Source organism: Pseudolysinimonas sp. (genome assembly GCF_039912695.1).
Taxonomy (GTDB): domain Bacteria; phylum Actinomycetota; class Actinomycetes; order Actinomycetales; family Microbacteriaceae; genus Pseudolysinimonas_A.
The window spans coordinates 24,404-44,870 of record NZ_JBDSPJ010000021.1; the positions used below are offsets into that span (position 1 = coordinate 24,404).

16 protein-coding genes are annotated in these 20,467 nt (G+C 66.1%); 5 read left to right on the forward strand and 11 right to left on the reverse strand.

All coding sequences use genetic code 11. The features are described from left to right. Window positions 1–44: 44 nt before the first annotated feature. Complete coding sequence (locus ABIR17_RS07465) at window positions 45–278, forward strand: hypothetical protein (RefSeq protein ID WP_348003751.1); 234 nt, start codon at window positions 45–47, stop codon at window positions 276–278. A 21-nt stretch (window positions 279–299) separates the two neighbouring features. On the opposite strand, the gene ABIR17_RS07470 is transcribed toward ABIR17_RS07465, so the two are convergent. Beyond that, entirely contained in the window at window positions 300–3,755 is a 3,456-nt protein-coding gene (locus tag ABIR17_RS07470) for a bifunctional proline dehydrogenase/L-glutamate gamma-semialdehyde dehydrogenase (RefSeq protein ID WP_348003752.1), read from the reverse strand. Window positions 3,756–3,791: 36 nt separating this feature from the next. On the opposite strand from ABIR17_RS07470, the gene ABIR17_RS07475 reads away from it, so the two are divergent. Together ABIR17_RS07475 and ABIR17_RS07480 are read left to right on the forward strand one after the other, a co-directional pair. After that, window positions 3,792–4,298 (forward strand): MarR family winged helix-turn-helix transcriptional regulator, encoded by a 507-nt coding sequence (locus ABIR17_RS07475; RefSeq protein WP_348003753.1) that lies wholly within the window; start codon window positions 3,792–3,794, stop codon window positions 4,296–4,298. After that, window positions 4,295–5,845, forward strand: coding sequence for an NAD(P)/FAD-dependent oxidoreductase (locus tag ABIR17_RS07480; RefSeq protein WP_348003754.1), 1,551 nt, complete (start codon window positions 4,295–4,297; stop codon window positions 5,843–5,845). Before ABIR17_RS07475 ends, ABIR17_RS07480 begins: the two co-directional genes overlap by 4 nt. A 3-nt stretch (window positions 5,846–5,848) precedes the next feature. On the opposite strand, the gene ABIR17_RS07485 is transcribed toward ABIR17_RS07480, so the two are convergent. Both ABIR17_RS07485 and ABIR17_RS07490 read right to left on the reverse strand, forming a co-directional pair. Beyond that, entirely contained in the window at window positions 5,849–6,751 is a 903-nt protein-coding gene (locus ABIR17_RS07485) for a DNA-3-methyladenine glycosylase 2 family protein (RefSeq protein ID WP_348003755.1), read from the reverse strand. Between the two features lie 95 nt (window positions 6,752–6,846). Beyond that, complete coding sequence (locus ABIR17_RS07490; RefSeq protein WP_348003756.1) at window positions 6,847–7,137, reverse strand: hypothetical protein; 291 nt, start codon at window positions 7,135–7,137, stop codon at window positions 6,847–6,849. Window positions 7,138–7,299: 162 nt separating this feature from the next. On the opposite strand from ABIR17_RS07490, the gene ABIR17_RS07495 reads away from it, so the two are divergent. Both ABIR17_RS07495 and ABIR17_RS07500 read left to right on the forward strand, forming a co-directional pair. Continuing rightward, a complete protein-coding gene (locus tag ABIR17_RS07495; protein ID WP_348003757.1) occupies window positions 7,300–8,322 on the forward strand; it encodes a 6-phosphofructokinase in 1,023 nt (340 codons plus the stop codon). 40 nt (window positions 8,323–8,362) lie between these two features. After that, a complete protein-coding gene (locus ABIR17_RS07500) occupies window positions 8,363–8,770 on the forward strand; it encodes a DUF1304 domain-containing protein (RefSeq protein ID WP_348003758.1) in 408 nt (135 codons plus the stop codon). A 13-nt stretch (window positions 8,771–8,783) separates the two neighbouring features. Here ABIR17_RS07500 and ABIR17_RS07505 read toward each other — a convergent pair whose 3' ends face one another. From ABIR17_RS07505 to ABIR17_RS07540, 8 genes are all read right to left on the reverse strand, one after another. Then, complete coding sequence (locus ABIR17_RS07505; protein ID WP_348003759.1) at window positions 8,784–9,539, reverse strand: uroporphyrinogen-III synthase; 756 nt, start codon at window positions 9,537–9,539, stop codon at window positions 8,784–8,786. A 23-nt stretch (window positions 9,540–9,562) separates the two neighbouring features. Next, on the reverse strand, window positions 9,563–9,796 hold the full coding sequence (locus tag ABIR17_RS07510; RefSeq protein WP_348003760.1) for a DUF3618 domain-containing protein: 234 nt from the start codon (window positions 9,794–9,796) through the stop codon (window positions 9,563–9,565). Beyond that, a complete protein-coding gene (locus ABIR17_RS07515) occupies window positions 9,793–10,221 on the reverse strand; it encodes a phage holin family protein (protein WP_348003761.1) in 429 nt (142 codons plus the stop codon). Before ABIR17_RS07515 ends, ABIR17_RS07510 begins: the two co-directional genes overlap by 4 nt. 3 nt (window positions 10,222–10,224) lie before the next feature. After that, window positions 10,225–10,527 carry a hypothetical protein gene (locus tag ABIR17_RS07520; RefSeq protein WP_348003762.1) on the reverse strand — a complete coding sequence of 101 codons (303 nt, stop codon included), beginning with the start codon at window positions 10,525–10,527 and terminating at the stop codon, window positions 10,225–10,227. 215 nt (window positions 10,528–10,742) lie between these two features. Continuing rightward, window positions 10,743–14,234, reverse strand: coding sequence for a choice-of-anchor A family protein (locus ABIR17_RS07525; protein WP_348003763.1), 3,492 nt, complete (start codon window positions 14,232–14,234; stop codon window positions 10,743–10,745). A 335-nt stretch (window positions 14,235–14,569) separates the two neighbouring features. Further along, the gene (locus tag ABIR17_RS07530; protein WP_348003764.1) at window positions 14,570–17,215 is read right to left on the reverse strand and encodes a hypothetical protein; all 2,646 of its coding nucleotides are present in this window, start codon (window positions 17,213–17,215) and stop codon (window positions 14,570–14,572) included. Window positions 17,216–17,584: 369 nt separating this feature from the next. After that, window positions 17,585–18,493 (reverse strand): serine hydrolase, encoded by a 909-nt coding sequence (locus ABIR17_RS07535; RefSeq protein WP_348003765.1) that lies wholly within the window; start codon window positions 18,491–18,493, stop codon window positions 17,585–17,587. After that, window positions 18,487–20,454 (reverse strand): M13-type metalloendopeptidase, encoded by a 1,968-nt coding sequence (locus ABIR17_RS07540; protein ID WP_348003766.1) that lies wholly within the window; start codon window positions 20,452–20,454, stop codon window positions 18,487–18,489. The genes ABIR17_RS07535 and ABIR17_RS07540 overlap by 7 nt, the downstream gene beginning before the upstream one ends. Window positions 20,455–20,467 lie beyond the last annotated feature (13 nt).

Genomic DNA, 20,467 nt, shown 5'->3' on the forward strand with positions numbered 1-20,467 from the left:
CCGTCATCCAGCCTTTGCGCCGCCGGGTGTGGTCGGATCGTCGTATGGCTCCCCCGAAACAACTCACCACCCAAGACACCCTGGGCACCTGGTTGAAACATCCCACCGGCGGCCCGATCGTGCGCGACCTGCTGACGCAGTTCGGGGTCGACGAAAAGATGCTGGGCCCGTTCAAGCTCTTTCGCGTCGAGAAAGTCGTCGCGATGAGCAACGGGGCAATCACCCAGGACATGCTCGACGACATCGTCCGTCAGGCGAACGCGCCTACAACGTCCTAAACGCCGTGCCCTAACGCCGGGCTACAGCACCAGTCCGGCGAGGTCGCGGTCGGGGTTGCCGAACCGGTGAGCGGTGACCGAGATCGCCTGCTCCTTGAGGAATGGCAGCATCTCGATCCGGCCGGCATTGGTGACGGCTCCCGCCCAGATCGCGACGTCGGGCGACCCGCCGGTCGCCTGAGCCAACTCGGAGGCGTCGCCCCCGATGAGCCGAATTCGCGCCGGGAGTCCGCGAGCAACGCGGGCTTCGAAGGCGGCATCGGTTTCGACCTTCACCCCCAGGATGCCGAGCAGCGTTCGGCCGAACGCCGTGCCGTCGTCGACGTAGGGCAGCATCCCGGCAGGAAGGGGAACCGCGGTGCTGATCAGCAGCCGGGCCCGGGCGCGAACTCCCGCGACGAGCACGCGAGCGAGATCGGCCAGGTCTCCCGATTCGGCGAGCCGGATGACGACCTCGGCCGGGCGATACCGAAAGACGTTGCGCTCGACACCGAGCGCCGAGGGGTCGGCTGAGCGGCTGAATTCCGTAGCCCAGGCGTCTTCGTCGCCGAACGCGGCCTGACGCACCCGGTCGAAGGCGGCGAACTCGAGGGCGGGCTGGAATGCTTCGATGGTCGCGCGCACCCGATCATCGAGCCCGTCGAGGGTGATGTCGTCGGCCTGATCGAAGTCGACTGACTCCCAGTCGCCGAGTACGAGCAAGGTGTTCGGGCCGCCGGCCTTCGCGCCGGGTCCGACCGACGAACGCTTCCAGCCGCCAAACGGCTGACGGCGCACGATAGCCCCGGTGATCGGGCGATTCACGTACAGGTTGCCGGCTTGCACCGCGTCGACCCAGGCCGCGACCTCCTGCACGTCGAGGGAATGGATGCCGGCGGTCAACCCGAAATCGGTCGCGTTCTGCAGGGCGATCGCTTCGCTCAGCGTCGCCGCCGTCATCAATCCGAGAACCGGCCCGAAGAACTCGGTGCGATGAAAGTCGCTGCCTGACGCGACGCCGTCCCGCACCCCGGGTGACCACAACTTGTCGGAGTCATCCAGTTGCCTCGGCTTCACCAGCCAACTCTCGCCCTCGGCGAGCTGCGTGAGGCCTCGCGCGAGCTTGCCGGTTGGCGGTTCGATGACCGGCCCGACCTGGGTCGCCGGATCGGTCGGATCGCCGACTGCCAGACTCGTGACGGCATCCGCCAACTGGCGTCGGAAGCGTTCCGAGCTAGCGACCGAACCGACCAGGATGGCGAGCGACGCCGCCGAGCACTTCTGGCCAGCATTGCCGAACGCGCTCTTCACGATGTCGGCCACGGCGAGGTCGAGGTCGGCGCTCGGCGTCACGATGATGGAGTTCTTGCCGCTCGTCTCGGCGAGCAGCGGCAGGTCAGATCTCCACGACCTGAAGAGTGCCGCCGTCTCAATCGATCCGGTCAAGACGACTCGGCCGACCTCGGGAGCCGTAATCAGCGCCTGTCCCGCGTCGCCTTCGCCCGTGTCGACCAGGCCCAGCACCTCGCGAGGCACGCCAGCCTCCCAGAGCGCTTCAGCGAGCACGGCACCGCAGCGCAGCGCCTGCGGGGCCGGCTTGAACAGCACAGCACTTCCGGCGGCGAGCGCCGCGAGGACTCCCCCCGCGGGGATCGAGACCGGGAAGTTCCACGGCGGAGTCACCACGGTCAGCGCAACGGGTATGAAGGTCGCCCCGCTGATGCCGGCCAACTCGCGGGCGCGAGCCGCGTAGTAGTACGCGAAGTCAATCGCCTCGCTGACTTCGACATCCGCTTCGGCCAGGGTCTTGCCGGTTTCGGAGACCATGACCTCGACGAGACGCCCTCGGAAGGCGGCGAGCACCTCGCCCACCTGATCGAGAGTGTCGGCCCGCTTGCTGCCCTCGACCCGGCCCCAGTCGGAACCGGCCGCAGCCGCATCCCGAGCGCGGGCACGCACCCGGTCGACGTCGGTGAGTCGGGCCGCCGCCAGGGTCTCGGCACCCAGCGTCGAGCTCTCTGCCCGAGCGAGCAGCGCCGCCGCCCACAGTCGATTTCCGGGAACAGCGGAGTCGGTATCCGGCTCGTTGGCAAAAGGAACCGGGGCTTGAGGCAGCTCCGGATGCAGGCGGTCTTGCACTCGGTGGGCGGTCGGGATGCCGGGCCGGCTCAGCAGGTCAAGCGCGGCCTCGAAGCGGCCCTCCTCCCGAGTGAAGACACTCTCGTCGTCGAGGTCGCCGAGGGCGGGCAAGAAGTTGTCGGGGCTGGCGTTTTCTTCCAGCCGTCGTACCAGGTACGAGATCGCGGCGTCAAACTCGCCGGGATGCACGACCGGCGTGTACAGCAGCACCCCTCCGGTATCGACCCGCACCGCGTCGGCCAGGGCAGGCGCCATCCCGAGCAGCATCTCGAACTCGACCCGGCTCGCCACCCCACGGCTCTTGGCGAGCAGGTGGGCGAAGGCCAGATCGAACAGGTTGTGGCCGGCGACGCCGATCCGCACGGCGTCGGTGTGCTCGGGATGCAGGGCGAAGTCGAGCATCCGCTTGTAGTGCGCGTCGGTCTCAGCTTTCGACCCCCAGGTCGCGAGCGGCCAGCCGTGCAGCGTGGCGTCGACGCGCTCCATCGCGAGGTTTGCGCCCTTCACGATGCGCACCTTGATGCCGGCGCCACCCGCGGCGACCCGGTCTCGAGCCCAGGCCGTAAGTCGCTGCAACGCGGGCAACGCATCGGGGAGGTAGGCCTGCAGCACGATCCCGGCTTCGAGGTTCTTCAACTCCGGCTGGGAGAGCAACCGGGTGAAGACGGCAATCGTCAGGTCGAGGTCGCGGTACTCCTCCATGTCGAGGTTGATGAACTTCGTCGCGCGCGTCTTGGCGGCCTTCTCGTACAGCGGCGTCAGGCGTTCGACGACGCGCTCGACGGCCGCGTCGAACCCCCACATCGTGATCTGGCTGGCGATCGAGGAGATCTTCACCGAGACGTAGTCGACGTCGGGTCGACTGAGCAGTTCTGTCGTACCCGCCAGGCGGCGGGCGGCCTCGCGTTCGCCCAGGACCGCTTCGCCGAGCAGGTTGATGTTGAGCCGCACGCCGGGCCGTCGCAGGCCACCCAGAATCTTGCCCAGACGCTTCGACGACGCATCCACGACCAGGTGACGCACCATGCGCCGAAACACGAGTCGAGCAATCGGGATGATCGGTTGGGGCAGGATGACGCCGAACCCGCCCCCCGCGATGATGGCGACCCGCAGATACCAGGGCAGGAATTGCGGCACTCGGTGAGAGAGCCGTTCGAGATTGCGCGCCGCGACCCGCAGATCCTCGGGACGAATCACCCGGTCGACGAAACCGAGGGTGAACTCGAGGCCGCGCGGATCCTTGAGCAAACCACTCAATCGCTGCGAGCTCGCGTCGACTTCTGCCCCTTCGCTGCGATCGAGCCAACGACGTACGAGGTCGTCGACGTCCGCGAGCGTCGGGAGCTGCGAATCGGCCATGGGTTCGAGGATAGGCGGCTCGGTAGCATGGCACCCATGTCGACGGTCTCCGAGGTGTCTGCTGCGGACTGGGAGCTCTGGCGTTCCTACCGATCCATGAACCAGCAACTGTCACGTGCGCTTGATCGCCAACTGCAGCGCGACGCCGGGATTTCGCAGGCCGACTACGGCATCCTGCTCGCTCTGTTTGAGGCACCGGATCGTCGCCTGCGCACGGGGGAACTGGGCGAACTGCTCGCCTGGGAGAAGAGCCGGGTGTCGCACCAGGTGGCACGTATGGAGGCTCGCGGGCTCCTGAAGCGCGTCGAGTGTGAAGACGATGCACGCGGAACCTGGGTCACCCTCGAGGCCGAGGGGCGACGGCTGCTGCTCAGCGCGATGAGCGAACACGCCGCCGCGATCCGCGACCTGTTCTTCAACGAACTGGAACCGGAAGAAAAAGACGTCATGCGCCAGGCGGCCGTGCGCGTGCTCGGCAAGCTCAACCCGGTGGCGTGCGAGATTGACGCCGGGCTCGACGCCCAACGCACGGTCGGCGCGTGACCGATCGCGTCGATGTCGCGATCGTCGGCGGCGGCCACAACGCCCTGACTGCGGCGGCCTACCTGGCGGCGGCCGGCAAGCGGGTGGTGGTTCTCGAGCGACTGGATGCTTTCGGGGGTGCCGCGGTTTCGGCGGAAGCCTTCACGGGAATCGCCGCGCGACTCTCCCGCTACTCGTACCTGGTGAGCCTGCTGCCGCAACGGATCATCCGCGATCTCGGCCTCGACATCCGTCTGGCCCGTCGTCGCTACTCCTCGTACACGCCCGAGCCCGGCACCGCGCGCGGGCTTCTGGTCGACACTGGTGACCCGGCCGGGACCGCTGCCTCATTCGGCACCCTCGGTGCTTCGGCGGATGCCGACGCCTGGGGAGACTTCTACGGTGCGACCGCTCGCCTCGCACGGGCGTTGTTTCCCACGGTTACCGAACCCCTTCCCACCCGCTCCGAGGCGCGGCGCCTGCTCGGCGACGACGCGGCTTGGGATGCCTTCATCGAGCAACCCGTTGGCGCCGCGATCACCAGCCGGTTCAGCACCGACCTGGTGCGCGGCGTCGTCGCGACCGACGCCCTGATCGGCACCTTCGCCCCGCCGCTCGACGAGACCCTCGCGGCGAATCGCTGCTTTCTGTACCACGTGATTGGCGGCGGTACCGGTGACTGGGACGTGCCGGTGGGCGGCATGGGATCGGTCAGCGGTGCCCTCTGGCATGCCGCGGTCGAGGCGGGCGCCGAACTGATTTCGGGAGCAGAGGTCACCTCGATCACCCCGGACGGCGAAGTCGTCTATCGCGCTCTCGACGCCGAACATCGGATTGCCGCGGAGGTGGTTCTGTCGGGCGTCGCGCCGCACGAGCTCGCCCGACTGCTCGGCGAAGAGTCGCCCCGCCCCGAAGGTGCTCAGGTCAAGGTCAACCTGCTGTTGAAACGGCTGCCGCGACTGCGCGACGCGTCAGTGGATCCGGTGGCCGCATTCGGCGGCACCTTCCACGCCAACGAAGGCTGGGAGCGCCTCGCCTCCGCCTATGCCGAAGCGGTCGCCGGCCGCATCCCCGATCCACTGCCGTGCGAGATCTACTGTCACTCCCTCACCGATCCGACGATCCTGTCGCCAGAACTGCAGGCGGCCGGAGCGCAAACCCTGACCGTCTTTGCGCTTCAGGCACCGGACCGGCTCGTCACCGAGGGCACCAACGACGCACGCCGTGACGAATTCCAGGCGGCGGTGCTGAGGTCCCTCGACGCCGTACTCGCAGAGCCGCTCGCCGACCTCGTGCTGACCGACGGCGACGGGCGCCCGTGCATCGAGACGAAGACGACCCTCGACCTCGAACACGCGCTCTCGATGCCGGGCGGCAACATCTTTCACGGCCCCCTGTCGTGGCCGTTCGCCGAAGATGACGCGACGCTGTCGACTCCCGCGCAACGCTGGGGCGTCGCGACAGCGAACGACCGCATCCTGCTGTGCGGAGCGGGGGCGCAGCGCGGCGGCGCGGTCAGCGGCATCGGGGGACACAACGCCGCGATGGCCGTACTCGAGGCCTCCTAGGGTTCAGCGAGCGCGGTGCTCGGGCGGCGCGAACCGCGGCCCGTGCCGCTCGTAGCCGATTCCCGCGGCCTCGATCAGCCGCACCACCCGCTGGCGATGACCCCGCCACGGTTCGAGCAACTCGAGCATCCCGTCGTCGTCGACCCGCTTGCCGATGAGGGCCGTGCCCACGGCCTTGCTGAGATGGAAGTCTCCGACGCTCACCGCATCCGAATCACCGTGCGACCGTTGCACCACCTCGGCCGCCGTCCACACCCCGATGCCCGCGATCGTGCGCAACCGCCGGGATGCCTCCGCCGCGTCGACCGCAACGATGCGTTCCAGGGCGTCCCCCACTTTCACGGCACGCATGATCGTGTCCGAGCGCTGCGGCCCGACCCCGGCCGTGTGCCACTCCCACGAGGGAACCTTGCGCCAGCGGTCGGGTGCCGGAGCGACCCGCATTCCGCGGGGCGCCGGACCGGGTGCGGGCTCCCCGTGCCGCAGCACCAACTCACGCCACGCACGCTTCTGCTCCAGACCCGTCACCTTCTGGCCGAGCACCGTCGGCACCAGAAAAGCCATCACGCGTGCCGCTCGGGTCAGGCGCAGGCCGGGAAACCGGTGATGCAGCTCGGCGATGAGCGGATGCCGGGAGGGATCAAAACCCGACGCATCGTCGCGGGCGCCCAGCAGATCGGGAACACCCTCGAGAGCGTGAGCGGCGCCCGCCCCCCAGGACTGCGCCTCGATCCCATCGATGATCGTTCGGAGGCGCAGAGTGGCGGGGCCGTCGGGGGTAGTGAACGCGAGCCACCACGACCCCGACTCGACACGGAACGTCGGGTCGCTGCGACCCTGCGCGAGAGACCCGAGGACGAGCGCCAGCGACACCGCAGTCGCGGGGGCATAGGTCGTGCTCAGCATCGGGAGGAGGTTACTCCCGGCAGACGACGACGAGATGCAGAAGGGGTGAGCCCGAGGGTCGTCGACCGCCCCAGCCCACCCCGTGTCGAGCGTGCTTAGCCGCAGGTGATCGTCGCGCCGTTGTAGTCGTGAATGCCGGTGCCCAGCGACTGGCACGCAGCGATCAACGCCAGAAAGCCCAGGACGAGGAGGATGCCGATGATCACGTAGGCGATGATGCCGAGGATGCTGATCACGATGCCCACCGTGGCGGGGGTGTTCTCAACTCCCGCGCGCTTCGACTGACCGCGAGCGATGAGGCTCACGATGAGACCGGCGATAGAGAACACGAACGCCAGCACGAGGCCGACGATGCCAAGGGTCTTGCCGTCGGAGACGGGGGCCATCGGAGCCGGGGAAGCCGGCATGGGTGCTGACATGGGTTACTCCTTTTGGTATGCGAGGCACGACATGCGTCGGACCGACCCTGACTCTAGCGATACCGGCATTGTTTGCGCGAGACCTTGCATCCGACATGTCGGGTTCTCCGTACACGGCAGAATGTGTCTATGAGCGTCGGAATTCTCACCAGCGGTGGCGACTGTCCTGGGCTGAATGCCGTCATCCGAGCTTCCGTGTTCACCGGGAGCAAGCTGTATGACCTTGAGTTCGTCGGCTACCGCTGGGGTTGGAAGGGTCTGGTCGAGAACGACACCGTGCCACTGGGGCGTCCGCAGGTGATGGGCATCTCAAAACAGGGCGGCACCATCCTCGGTTCGTCACGTACCAACCCGTTCGACTTCGGCGGCGTTGAACGCGTGCGCCAGGTGATGGAAGAGGGGGGCGTCGACGCACTGATCGCGATTGGCGGCGAAGGCACGCTTGCCGCGGCGCAGCGGCTCTCGGCGGAAGGCATCCACATCGTCGGAGTTCCCAAGACGATCGACAACGATCTGTCCGCGACCGACTACACCTTCGGGTTCGACACCGCCGTGCAGATTGCGACGGATGCCATGGACCGCCTCCGCACGACCGGCGACTCGCACGGTCGCTGCATGGTCGCCGAGGTGATGGGTCGGCACGTTGGCTGGATTGCCCTGCACTCCGGGATGGCTGCCGGAGCCCACGCGATCCTGATCCCCGAACAGAAGACGAGCATCGACCAGATCTGTTCGTGGGTCGACAGCGCCCGCTCACGCGGTCGCGCGCCCCTGATCGCGGTTGCCGAAGGCTTCAAACTCGACACCATGGACGACGCTCACTCCGAGCGCGGCCTCGACGCATTCGGGCGACCGCGACTCGGTGGCATCGGTGAATACCTCGCCCCGATGATCGAAGAGCGGCTGGGCATCGAGACGCGCTCGACCACCCTGGGCCACATCCAGCGCGGCGGCACACCGACCGCCTACGACCGCGTCCTGGCGACCCGATACGGGATGGCGGCGATCGAGATGATTCGCGAAGAGCGCTGGGGCGAGATGGTCGCGCTGCACGGCACGGACATCGTGAAGGTTCCGTTCTCGGATGCGTTGGGGAAGCTCAAAACCGTGCCCCAAGATCGCTACGACGAGGCCCGCGTGCTGTTCGGCTGATCCGCCGGTTGCGTCAGGTTTTGCTGCGATACTTCGAATCATGAACACCGTTTTTGCGATCCTCGGGATGGCGTTTGTCGCCGTGGCCGCCATCATCCACTTGCTCATCTTCGCTCTCGAGAGTGTCCTCTGGAGCCGACCGTCGACCTGGAAGCGGTTTGGGGTAGCCAACGAACGTGACGCCGAGGTGTTGCGTCCGATGGCCTACAACCAAGGTTTCTACAACGTTTTTCTCGCGCTCGGCGCGGGCATCGGGCTGGTGCTGCTCGGCACCGGGATCTCGCGTGACGGCGGTATTGCGATCACGATCTTCGCCCTTGCCAGCATGATCCTGGCGTCGATCGTGCTGATCTCGTCGAATCCGAAACTCGCTCGCGCCGCGGCGACCCAGGGCGTGGCACCGCTCCTCGGTCTGATCTTTCTCGTGTTGTCGCTCGTTACGGCGTGAACGAGAAGCGCTTTCAGCCGACCACGTAGTCCACGAGCGCGTCAATGAGCGCGTCGTCAGTACGTTCCTCGGCGATCGCGTGCACGGGCAGCTCCGCGGCGCGCGTGTCGAACGCTGTCCGCGGTCCGATGCAGACGATCACCGTCCCGTCGGGGAGCGGTGTCAGTTGGGCCGCCACCTGTCGGGCGACACTCCCCGACGTGATGAGCAGGGCTCCGATCCTGCCGCTCGCCACGTCAGCAGCGATTTCGGGTGAGACCGGAACACCCACCGTGCGGTAGGCGGTCACGAACTCGGCCTCGAACCCGAGTTTGGCAAGCCCCGCAACCAGGGTCGGCTCCGCGACATCAGACTGCAGAACGAGAACGTGGCCATGGACTCCGCTCGCCGGCCACTCCTTGACCAACCCGCGCGCCGAGTTATCGGACGTGGGCACGAAGTCGACCCGGTAGCCGGCAGAGGAGAGCGCCAGCGCCGTGGTCTCACCGACGGCGGTGACTCGCGTGGAATCCGGGATGCGGGCACCCTGGCTGACCAGCACATCCACCGTCGTCGCACTCGTCAGCACGAGCCAGTCGAACCGGCCGCCCTGAAGTTCGTCGAGAGCCGTGGCTAAGGCTGCGGGATCTTCGGCGCTGGCGAAGTTGAGCATCGGCGCGATCACTGGAACGGCGCCGCGCTCGCGCAACTGCGCCGCAACACGGTCACCCCAGCTTCCGCCGCGCGGAACAAGCACGCGCCACGAGGCGAGGGGGCGGTCGGAACTCACCCCTTCATCATCTCAATCCCGAGTTAGTCGTCGTCGCCGCTGAAGATCGCCCACGCAACGACACCAACCGCGATGACCGCGGCGGCAACGCCACCAATGATCCACGGCAGGGAGTTCTTCTCGTAGGAGGCAACGACTTTTTGCTGCAGTTCCGCGACCCGCTTCGGGACATTCAGGCGATCCTCGATGGCGTCGAGGGTGGCGGCCAGCTCAGCGCGGGCGTTGGCAGCGTCGGATTTGGCGTCAATGGTGCTCATGATTTTGCTCGCTTTCCGGTTCCTTTGATGGCGCGAAGATCGCGTCGAATACTGTCGATCGATTCACTGGGGAAAGGCGGGAAGCCCTTCTTGAGAATTCGGTAGCCGATGAGGCCGAGAATCGCGGCCACAATCAGCAGAGCGCCCGCAACCACAAGGGCAGCTGCCCACCCCGGGAGCACGAGCGACAGGGCGAAGACGGCTGCAGTGAGCAACACCCCAACCATCGCTAGCAGAACGAGGGCAGCGCCCGCGAGTACACCGACTCCGGCGCCCAGCGCCTTGAGCTTCGTGATGATCTCAGTCTTGAGGAGATTGATCTCTCGCTGGACGAGGTCGGTGACGAGCGTCGGGATCTCCGCGAGCAGCGCGAAGATCGACTTACGCCGAGGAGGCGGTGCCGCTGTGGGAGCTGCGCTCGCCATAGGTCAGGAGGTCGACGAGGAAGAGCGCGTCGACGCAGATCGCGTCGCCGGCTTCTTGGCCGGCGTCGTCGACTTGCCCGACACCTTCTCGACGACAGTCTTGGCCGTGTCGGAGACGAACTCTGCCACCTCAGGGGCCTTGTCTTTCACGAACTCCTGCGCGGCATCCACCTGCTTCTGCACCCGTGGGTCGTTCCACACCTTGAGAACTTGCTTCTTCAACTGGTCGTACTTCTCGCGTCCGGCACGCGTGCCGAACACGTAGCCGAGGCCCACTCCGGCCAGAAAGAGAATCTTGCCTTTCATGTGCAGCTCCGTTCGTTCGTGCTTCAAGTAGGTGTCCAGCCTAGCCCCGGGATCTGTCGGGAGCCTTCTGCGGTCAGGGGGTTGACAGAAACATGCCCCGTGAGGCATGCGACGGATTGCTCGTCGATCCGCCACCGCAATTGCCGAACCTGACAGCGCCCCGCCCCTGCTCCTCGCGAAGAGCAGCGGGTCGAGCGGGGCGCTGTCGTTCAGGGTCAGTCCGCGATCGAGCGGACCGCAATCCGGCGCAGCCGGACGAATCGGATCGCGAGCAGCGCGACACCCGCCTGGAGCAGCAACAGCGCAACGACGAGCCAGCCACCCGGCGTCGAGCCGGTAAACGCGAGCGTGGTCAGGTCGCCGCAGACTGCGGTGGAGGCGAGCAGCGTCGGAGTCCACAGTGCCGTTTCGACGGTGTTGGAATCGTCATCCGCGGTGGCCGTGATCTCGTGGTAACCCACCGTCACGGTCGTGGTGAGCGACGCGACAGGCTTGCCGTCGATGGCGTAGCTGACACCTGCGAACGGTTCCACCGTGATGGTCGGCTGAACAGTCTGGCCGTTGTTGCAGACCTGAGAAGTCCAGGTGGCACCAGTCGGCAAGAACGCATGAGTGATCAGGGTGCAATCGAGCGTCGGCTTGTGCACGACGACCGCGAAGGTCGTCGTCTTCAGGATGTAGCCGGCTTCTGGGGTTGCCCAGACGTGGTAGCTACCTGCGGCGTAGGGGAACTCGTTGATCCCGTTGCCGACGACGTTCGGCAGAACGTCAACGGCGTGCTTGATGCCGTCCGCGTCGTTGCTGATCTCCCACGTGACGTGAGCGGCGTAGACGATCGTGATCGCGCCATCCGTCTTCTCGCCCGTCAACGATCCCTCGACACACTGCTCGGGGCTCGCGTACGGATCGGTCGGGAGGGTCGTCAGTTGGTCGCACTTCGTGGCGGGCCCGTCAACGGTGATCGTGTACGACTTCTGCACGACGTTCTCGCCGGTGATGAAGTACCCGTCTGCCGCGGTCACGACCAGCGTGTGATCGCCGTGCGTGACGGAGAACGCCAGGTGGTCGGCATCCACTGTCGTGCCGTCGAAGACGTACGTCAGGTGGTCCTGCAGTACGAAGGTGACCGTGCCGTTGTCGGCACCACCGTCGGTTGCGTTGCACACCTCGGGGCTTACCTTCGGGGCGACGTACGGCGTGGCCGTGTCACACCCGTCGGCCGCGCTGATCGTCACGGTGAACGACACCTGCTTCAGTCCCGCGGTACCTGTGATGAAGTAGCCATCACTCGCGACCGCCCACACGGTGTAAGTCTTCGGCGCGAGGTCGACCTTCTGAGCACCCGTGATGGCGTTCACCGGCGCGACGCTGCCGAGGTAGTAGGTCACGTTCGTGGTGTCATCGAAAACGAGCGAACCCGACTTCAGGTCACCGCTGCCCGCGACACACAGTTGATCGTTGACGGTCGGCTTCACGTACTTGACGCCCTGGTCGCAACCCGGCGTCGCGGCGACGATGACGTCGAACGATGCAGCACCGGTGTTGGTGTAGCCCGTGGCAGCAGTGGCGTGCACCGTGTGCGTGCCCGCAGCCAGCTCGACCGTCGCGCCCGGGGAGTACACGGTGCTGCTTGAGTCAACCGTGTACGTCAGGTGCTGGGTGGATGCCAGCGTGATGAAGGCGCTCGTCGCCGTCCCGGTGCCCACGGTGCAGTTCGCCGGGGTCAGGTCGGGTTGAGTCGCCAGCACGCAGTCGGTATGAGTTCCCAGGTTGCCCGAGAACTTCACCGTCTGCGAACCGTCGAAGTAGAAGTTCGCCGCCGGAGTTGCGGTGACCTGCCACGCGCCCTGGCCGTTGACCGGGGCGAGCGTGACCGAATAGATGACGCCCGGGGTGGAGACCGGAACAACCGACCCGTAGCTGCCGCACGCCGTGATCGGGGTCACCGTCGGTGCGACCGGAGTCGCGTGGTTGCACCCCGTTGGCTGCTGGATGTAGGTCGGCGACGGACCCTGGAAGCCCATGTCGTGCAGGAAGAACTCCGCGTAGGGGTCGCCCGGTCCGTTGAGCACCGACGTCGGAACGGGCTGCTCGGTGAAGGACGCGTAGATGTCACCCTGCCCGCAGGTCACGGTCGCGCCGTAGTTGTAAGTGCCGGGGTATTCGACCTTGAAGGCGCCGTCTTTCGCCGGCATCGGATTGTTGAGATCGAGCGTCTGCGGCCAGACGCCGCTGCCCGAATACTTCCAACTCGTCGCCGTGACGTAGAACGACTTGCAGAGTTTGCCGGTGGAACCAGCGACCGACGGAACCGTCACGACGCCGCTGTTGGTGGCGGGGGAGTAGGTGTAGCTGACCAGGCTGTCGGCAATACAGGTCGGCGGGGTCGTGCACGTGGTCGGACTGGTGAAGGTCACCGTGTACGAGGTCGGGTTGGTGCCGAGGGTGTACAGGGTCGCGTCGGTCACCGCCGCTGTGAACGCGAAGGTGCCGAGCAAACCTGAAGCCGAGTACGAGGTGAAGGCACCCTTGCCACCCGAGGTCCAGGTGTAGGTGACCCCGGTCACGGCGTTGACGACGAGTTGATTGCTCGGGGTCGCGCACTGAGTCGTGGTCGACCATGAGCCGGCAACGGTCGTCTTGGTCGGCACGTCAGGGATATTCGGGGTGAACGTGTGGTGGTGCAGCTCAGACGACGTGGTCACGTTGATCGACTTGGCGACGATCTGGCCGTTGAAATCCGATCCGTTGGCGTCCGTGAAATCTGCATTGGTCGCGAGGATCGATCCGCTGAACTTGGACGCGCCAGTCAAGGTGAGCGACGTCGCGTTCGGGAAGTTCCAGAGCGCGAAGCTCGAGTAGTCAGCGCCGTTGAAGCGGACGGCATTGAGCGAGACGGTGCCGGCGTCGGTGACGTTGATGATCAGGGGGGTGTCGTTGCTCGGTACCACCCCACCGTCGAAGTTGAGCGCCGTCTGGCCAGCGAGGGCGGATGCGGTGATGTTCCAGACGTTGACCTTGTTGGCCGTAAGCGTGAGGTGCATCTCGCCCGTGCTGGTGGCCGGGCCGACAACCTGGAACGTGCCGATGCTCGACGTCACGCCCGCGTAGGAGGCTGACTTAGCCGCGAGGGTCGTGAACGTCGACGCCGGGAATGCCGCCGCAAAGGATCCGGCGGTCGCCGTGTAACTGGACGCGCCGTTGCCCGAAATCGTGGTCTGGGCGACGGCCTGACTCTTGACATAGGCGTTCTGCGACGCCTTGTAGAGGCGGTTGTCGGCCGAGACGCTCATGCCGGTGGTGTCCGTCACTCGGGTGAGCCCTGAGTTGACATCCAGCTTGCCGCTACCGGGGAAGACGATCGTGCCGCCGACGAAGAGCTGCACGCCCGTGAGGCCATCGACGTTCGGCAGTGCCGAGCCGTCCTGGTTGGGCGCGAGGTCGTACTGACCGAACGTGACATTGCCGCCAGCTGCGAGGCTGCCTTCGAACTCGCCCGAATTGCCGACCGTGGCGCTGCCCTGGGTCAGCACGGTGAAGTTCTTGAGCGCGCTCAGCGGGTTTGACCCGGTGAGTGCGGATGCCGTGTCAAGCGTCGTGACCGCAGCGAGACCGGCGAAACCGATCACGAGCGCGACGACACCGGAGAGGGCGCCGAACGCGCGACGCAGGGGCGCGCGCGAAGAAGTGGGGTGGGTAATGAACACGGGGGAGGTCCTAGCGGGGGTTCTCACCGAGGGCAAACGCCGCCTCGGCTCGTTTCAACGACGCTCCGGCGGGGGCCCGGACGGGAGTGCGTCGACTGATGGGTGTCAATCGGGTAATAAGGGCAGAGCACGCTCAAAAAGGGGTAGCGCGCTGACCCAGGTTCGAAGTTACGCCGTCCTCCAAAAGGTGGACAGTCCCACAATAGGGGTCAGTCCTCTGCAATGGGGACACGCGGGGGTACAAACGGGTGGGCGGTGCCCGCCCCACGCTTGCACGTAGGGCGGACACCGCCAGGTACTGCAGCACGCTCTGCTGCAGGTACTTCAGTTACTTCTTAGTTGCCGGCCTTGACCATGCCGACCTTGCGGTTGCGGGCAGCGACCAGGAGGCCACCACCCAGCACCAGCAAGACCGAAATTCCCAGGGCGCCCGTCGCGATCCCGCCGCCGGTGAAGGCGAGGGTCGGGAGGCAGTCCACGGGAACCTTGAACACGTGGTCCCAAGTCAGCACGACCTCGCCATTGCCGAAGTCGCCATCGAAGCCATAGCCAGCAGCCGGCCGGGCCTCAATGTGAACGGCACCGGTGGGAGCGTTGTGCGTTCCCTCCGACGTCGACAGAACGGGCGTGATCGTCCAGACGATGCCGGCGTACAGGCCTGTCTCTTCGACGCCCAGCGTGTAGGTGCCGGAGGCCGCGCACTTCTGCTCCTGGAAGGTCACCTTCGGGGTCACCGTCGGGTGCTCGATCAGGTCGCCACACGCCTCAGCCTTGTGAATGGTCACGACCTGCTTCGAGAGTTGGCCCGGCGCGATGACTCGAGCCGACGGGTCGACGAGCACGTAACCGCCCTGCGGGTCGAGGGTGTAACCGTCATCCGCGAGCGCCCACACCGTGTAGGTACCCGGGGAGACATTCACCTTCGCGGTCAGCGGCACGGCCGTCGCGAAGTCGTCACCCAGAGAGTAGGTAACGTGCGGCGTGCCGGTCGGAGGCGTGATCGAACCGGAGGTGAAGCTTCCGTGATCGCTGTCATCGACGACGCAGATCTGGTCGACGACGATCGCCGGCTTGACCGGCGTCTTGTCGAGGCAGTCTCCGACGGCAGCGAACTGGTGGTCCCAGTGGCTGACCGAGTCGCCCAGCGTGAAGCCCTCGTCCGCAATCGCACGAATCCAGACGTGATCGCTCGGGTTCGTGACCTGCTTGACACCGTAGGTCAACGGGTTGACCGGGTTCCAGGTGCCGTCAGTCCCATTGGTGCTGTCGAAACTGATCTCGTAGTGGGCGTTCTCGCCAGCCTTAATCGTGTAGTAACCGCCGTCGATACCTGGTCCATTCAGCGTGCAGATCTCGTCAACGAAGAAGGGGTCGGCGACCGCGGCGTTGTCGAGGCAGTCGCCCGGGTTCGTGAAGAGGTGGCTCCACGGTCCGGTGGCGCCAACGAGCTTGTAGCCCGCATCCGGCACTGCCTTGATCCAGTACTTCACTCCGACGGCGCCGAGCTGCGGGCCGCCATCCGGAACCGAAGTCCAGGTGCCGTCGACGCCGTTGGTGCTGTCGGTGCTGACCTCGTAGTGCAGGTGGTCACCCACGGTGCCGTTGACGGTGAACGTCGGGTTGGTCGCCCCGATGTCATCGATCTCACAGACCGAGTCGGTCCACGACGGGGCCACCGGGGTGGCGTCGTTGACGCAGTCCCCGATCGTCGCGAAGTCGAACGTCCACGAGGTGGTCGAGCCGGCGGGGATCGTGTAGCCGGTCTTGGCGACAGCCTGCAGCTTGATCTGCGTCGGGAAGGTCGTCACCTGAACAACGGTGTCGCTCGAGGTGCTTCCGACGTTGACCCAGGTCGTGCCGTTCCAGATCTGGTACTGGATGCCGGTGTCCGTCGGGATCGTGTACGACGCGTCACTCGGGTTTCCGGCCGACACGCAGTACTGGTAGCTGGCGGTCGGAACCGTCGGGACGTTGCACTTCGTGCTGTCGACGGTGGTGAACACCAACGGGAACGACTTGTACCCCTGGTTGGCGTCGGTGTCGTCGAGAACGTATCCGGTCTTCGGGTAGGCGCGAAGGTAGATCGTCGACCCGTTCGTTGCGGAGTACTCGGCCGGAGCGATGTCGGTGTAGGTGCCGTTGGCCGAGGTCGAAATCTTGTACTGAACGCCCTCGAGGTCCGGGATCGTGTATGAGCCCGTGCTGACGGTGCCGTCACCGGTGCAGACTGCCTGAACGATCGTCGGCTTCGTCGGGTGCCCGTTGTACGTGCAGTCCGGAGCCGTGAACTGCTTCTTCCAGAACGTCGTACCCGTGAGCGTCCACCCATTCAGGGTGACTGCCCGTACCTCGACGTAGCCGTTGGCGGCGATCGCAACGTTCGTCACGCCAGCGGCGGCGACGTCACTCCACCCGCTGTTGCCAGCCGAGGTAAAACGGATCTGGTACTTGTACTTCGTCGTGGCTGCCGGGACCGTGTAGCTGGCCGTGCCGTACGTGCCCGGACCGGTGCACTGAGCGGTATTGAAGGTCGGATCGCCCGGCGTCACCTTCTGACAGTCGCTCGAGAAGTCGCTCGGGTGGATCGTGAACGAGTTGTCCTGGTGGTAGGTGGCGGACTTGTCGTCACCGTTGTCGTACCAGTAGCTCGTCACCGTCAGCTTGACGTCGCCAGCCGGCTTGGTCGCGAAGTTCTGGGTGAAGGTCGCCGAATGCGGGTTGGAGCTCGACTTCGCGATGGCTGTGGGGATGGTGACGGGCGAGGTGTAGCCGCCGGTCTCCGAGGTCGCCGTCACGATCGAGTTCGTGTTGTAGTCGTTGGTGATCTTCCAGGTGACCGTCCACGAGCCGTCATTGGCCGGATTACAGGCCACGGTCGCAGACACGTCATTTGAGTGGGCGCTGGCCGTTTCGGCCGTGAGCGCCACCATGCCAAGCGCGAGTGCGATTGTCGCCGCACCGGCTATGAGCTTTTTAAACATGGGGGGATGTATTCCTTCGCTGAAGTAAGGGGAGTACTCAGGCGCGTGCACGGGGATGCCCAGAAACGGGCGCTACGCGAAGCGGCGCGCAGTGAAGCACACCGGGAGACCGGCACGGGGGATGGCCGGGAGGTGAGGCAAGCAGAGGTGCGCGGAACGTCGGGTTAGCGCGCCTCGTCGGAATCGGGGTCGACGTTGAACGTGGATGAGCTCCGGGGGGCGTCGCCATATCGGGGGAGTCAGCAGCGCGGGGGGGTGGCGTTGCCGGACGACTGTCCTACCCTAGTGGTCCCCCAAAGGGTGGACAAGACCTGAGTGGATGGGAATATCCCTCTGTTGCGTCCTTCCCGGCGAGTCGAGGCCGACAGGTCAGTGCACGTGCTCCAAAATGTCCAGCCCGAGCACTCGCAACGCCTCAAGAACGCGCAACCGGGCGGCGAGGCCCGAGTCGTTGAACTGCACGGATGCGGCGTAGGCAACAGCCGCCCGCGGGCCGCGCAGCACACCAGCTTCCGAGCGCACGCCGATATCCGCCCCCGTCTTGTTGACCAGCAACATCCCGTGGTCGGAGCCTCGGTGCGACAGGGGGTCGAGGCCGAAGGCGCTCGCGACCATCGACAGGTCGGAGTTCAGCGAGAGCCAGCCGAGCACCCGGCTCGAAGTGAGGGTGTCGACGATTTCGCCGCGAGCGAGCGCCGCGAACAGCCAGGCGAGTTCGGCCGTCGACCCCACGGACAACTGGGGCGCGTCGTCGGGTCCGCGCGAGTCCCTCACGAGGTCGAGCAGCGCCGTGCGCATGAGACCGAGCGACTCCGTGCGCGCGCGCACCGCGCCCAACCCCACCTGACGCAGCAGAACGTTCGTCGCGAGGTTGTCGCTTGTCGCTCCGACCAGCGTCGCCAGGTCGGCGACCGGAAGCGACGGGGCCTGCAGGTGCTGCCAGACGCCGCTCTCGCCCACCGCATCCCGTGGCGTTTTGTCGAGGATGCCGTAGCCCGAGAAGTCGCGCTCGGTCAGCCGAGCCGACACCTCGACCAGCAGCAGGATCTTGCCGATGCTCGCCGTTGGCAGCACGATGCGTTCATCGATCGCGAGCAGCGTGCGCCCCGAGTCGAGGTCCGTGACGGATGCCGATACCTGGGCGCCGTCGTAGGCGAGGCCGCCGAGCGCGGTGAAGCTCGGGGAGAAGTCGTGGGCAGGCTGCGGATCGCGATGCCGAGGCGCGCTCGCGGCGCGCACGCGGTCGCGGCGCTGGGTGGCAGCCTGCGCGTCTACCAAATAGTCACTCGGTCCTGGGGGTCGAGCCAGAGCGCGTCCGCCTCGGTCACGCCAAAGGTCGAGTAGAACACATCGAGGTTACGCACGATCTGGTTGCACCGAAATTCTGCCGGAGAATGCGGGTCGATCGAGAGCAGCCGCAGCGCCTCCTCGTCACGCAACTTGGTGCGCCAGGCCTGCGCCCAGCCGATGAAGAACCGCTCGGCACCGGTCAGGCCGTCGATGACCGGCGCCTCCGCACCCTCGAGGGAGAAGAGGTAAGCGTTCCAGGCGATGCTGAGGCCTCCGAGGTCGCCGATGTTCTCGCCGATCGTCAGGGCTCCGTTGATGTGGTGGCCCGGCAACTGGCGCGGCTCGAGCACGTCGTACTGGTCGATGAGCGCCTTCGTGCGCTCCTCGAACGCGGCGCGGTCGGCATCCGTCCACCAGTTGGTGAGCCGGCCATCGCCGTCGTACTGCGAACCCTGGTCGTCGAACCCGTGCCCGATCTCGTGCCCGATGACGGCGCCGATCGCGCCGTAGTTAGCCGCGGCATCCCGACCTTCATCGAAGAACGGTGCCTGAAGGATCGCCGCCGGAAAGACAATCTCGTTGAAGCCCGGGTTGTAGTACGCGTTGATGGTTTGCGGGGTCATAAACCACTCATCGCGGTCGATCGGCTTACCGATCTTGCCGAGCTCGCGCTGAAACTCGAACTCGGCAATCGCCCGCACGTTCTTCACCAGGTCGTCGGAATCGATCGTGAGAAGCGAGTAGTCGCGCCACTTCACCGGGTAGCCGATCTTGGGCGTGAACTTCGACAACTTCTCGAGGGCCTTCGCCCGGGTTTCCGCGGTCATCCAGTCGAGGGCATTGATGCTGACCCGGTAAGCCTCGACGAGGTTGGCGACGAGATCATCCATCGCCGTCTTCGCGGTCGGGCTGAAGTGTCGCTCGACATAGACGCGACCGATTGCCTCGCCCATCGCACCTTCGACGGTCGAGACTCCGCGCTTCCACCGGGCGCGAAGCTCGGGGGTACCGGTCAGGGTCTTGCCGTAGAAGTCGAAGTTCGCCGCGACAACCTCGGCGTGCAGGTACGCACCCGACGACCGGATGACCTGCCACCGCAGCCAGTCGCGCCAGGCGTCCAGGCGCTCCGGCACAAGCAGGGGAGCGAGGCCTTCGACGAAACTCGGCTGACGCACGACGACCTCGGCGAACGCTTCGGCGGGAACGCCCATCGCGTCCCGCCAGGTCTCGAGCAGCCACCCGGATGCTCCAGCCAACGCGGTTGCGTCGGCCCAACTCTTCAAGTTGTAGGTCGCGTGGCTGTCGCGGCAGCGCACCTTGTCCCAGTGCACGGCGGCGATCGCGGTCTCGAGATCGAAGATCCTGCCCGCTGCGGCCGCGGCGTCGGCGATCCCTGCCATCGCCAGCATCCGCTCGAGGTGGGCGCGATAGGCGGTACGGATGTCGGCGAAGGTGTCTTCGCGGTAGTACGACTCGTCGGGCAGGCCGATGCCGCCCTGCTCGAGGAAGACGAGGTAGCGCTCGGGGTCGCCCGGGTCGTTGTCGACGAACGCCTGCACAAACCCACCGACGCCGGCGCGTTCGAGTTTGCCGAGAGCGGCGACCAACCCGGGGATGTCGGCGACAGCGGCTGCAGCCGCGAGGTCGTCGGCAACGGCCGACCAGCCGAGCGCCTCGATGCGCTTCTCGTCCATGAAGCTCGCGTACAGGTCGCCGAACTTACGCTCTTCTGAGCCCGGATCGGCAGTCTGCGCCTCGTCGATGATCTCGTGGACGGCCTTCTCGGCCTCCTCGGCAAGCACGTAGAACGAGCCGTACCGTGCCTTGTCACTCGGAATCTCCGTGCGCGCGATCCACAGACCGTTGGCGTGCCGAAACAGGTCATCGTTAGGACGGGTCGCGGCGTCGAGTTCGGTCGTGTCGATTCCAGAGGGCAGGGGCGCGTTCACGCTCGCCAGCTTA

What these genes read in the sequence shown, in the direction of transcription:
- ABIR17_RS07500 (WP_348003758.1), top strand. Translation starts at nt 8,363, where the DNA reads ATGAACACCGTTTTTGCGATCCTCGGGATGGCGTTTGTCGCCGTGGCC.
- ABIR17_RS07470 (WP_348003752.1), bottom strand. Translation starts at nt 3,755, where the DNA reads ATGGCCGATTCGCAGCTCCCGACGCTCGCGGACGTCGACGACCTCGTA.
- ABIR17_RS07510 (WP_348003760.1), bottom strand. Translation starts at nt 9,796, where the DNA reads ATGAGCACCATTGACGCCAAATCCGACGCTGCCAACGCCCGCGCTGAG.
- ABIR17_RS07515 (WP_348003761.1), bottom strand. Translation starts at nt 10,221, where the DNA reads ATGGCGAGCGCAGCTCCCACAGCGGCACCGCCTCCTCGGCGTAAGTCG.
- ABIR17_RS07530 (WP_348003764.1), bottom strand. Translation starts at nt 17,215, where the DNA reads ATGTTTAAAAAGCTCATAGCCGGTGCGGCGACAATCGCACTCGCGCTT.
- ABIR17_RS07495 (WP_348003757.1), top strand. Translation starts at nt 7,300, where the DNA reads ATGAGCGTCGGAATTCTCACCAGCGGTGGCGACTGTCCTGGGCTGAAT.
- ABIR17_RS07520 (WP_348003762.1), bottom strand. Translation starts at nt 10,527, where the DNA reads ATGAAAGGCAAGATTCTCTTTCTGGCCGGAGTGGGCCTCGGCTACGTG.
- ABIR17_RS07485 (WP_348003755.1), bottom strand. Translation starts at nt 6,751, where the DNA reads ATGCTGAGCACGACCTATGCCCCCGCGACTGCGGTGTCGCTGGCGCTC.
- ABIR17_RS07475 (WP_348003753.1), top strand. Translation starts at nt 3,792, where the DNA reads ATGTCGACGGTCTCCGAGGTGTCTGCTGCGGACTGGGAGCTCTGGCGT.
- ABIR17_RS07465 (WP_348003751.1), top strand. Translation starts at nt 45, where the DNA reads ATGGCTCCCCCGAAACAACTCACCACCCAAGACACCCTGGGCACCTGG.
- ABIR17_RS07490 (WP_348003756.1), bottom strand. Translation starts at nt 7,137, where the DNA reads ATGGCCCCCGTCTCCGACGGCAAGACCCTTGGCATCGTCGGCCTCGTG.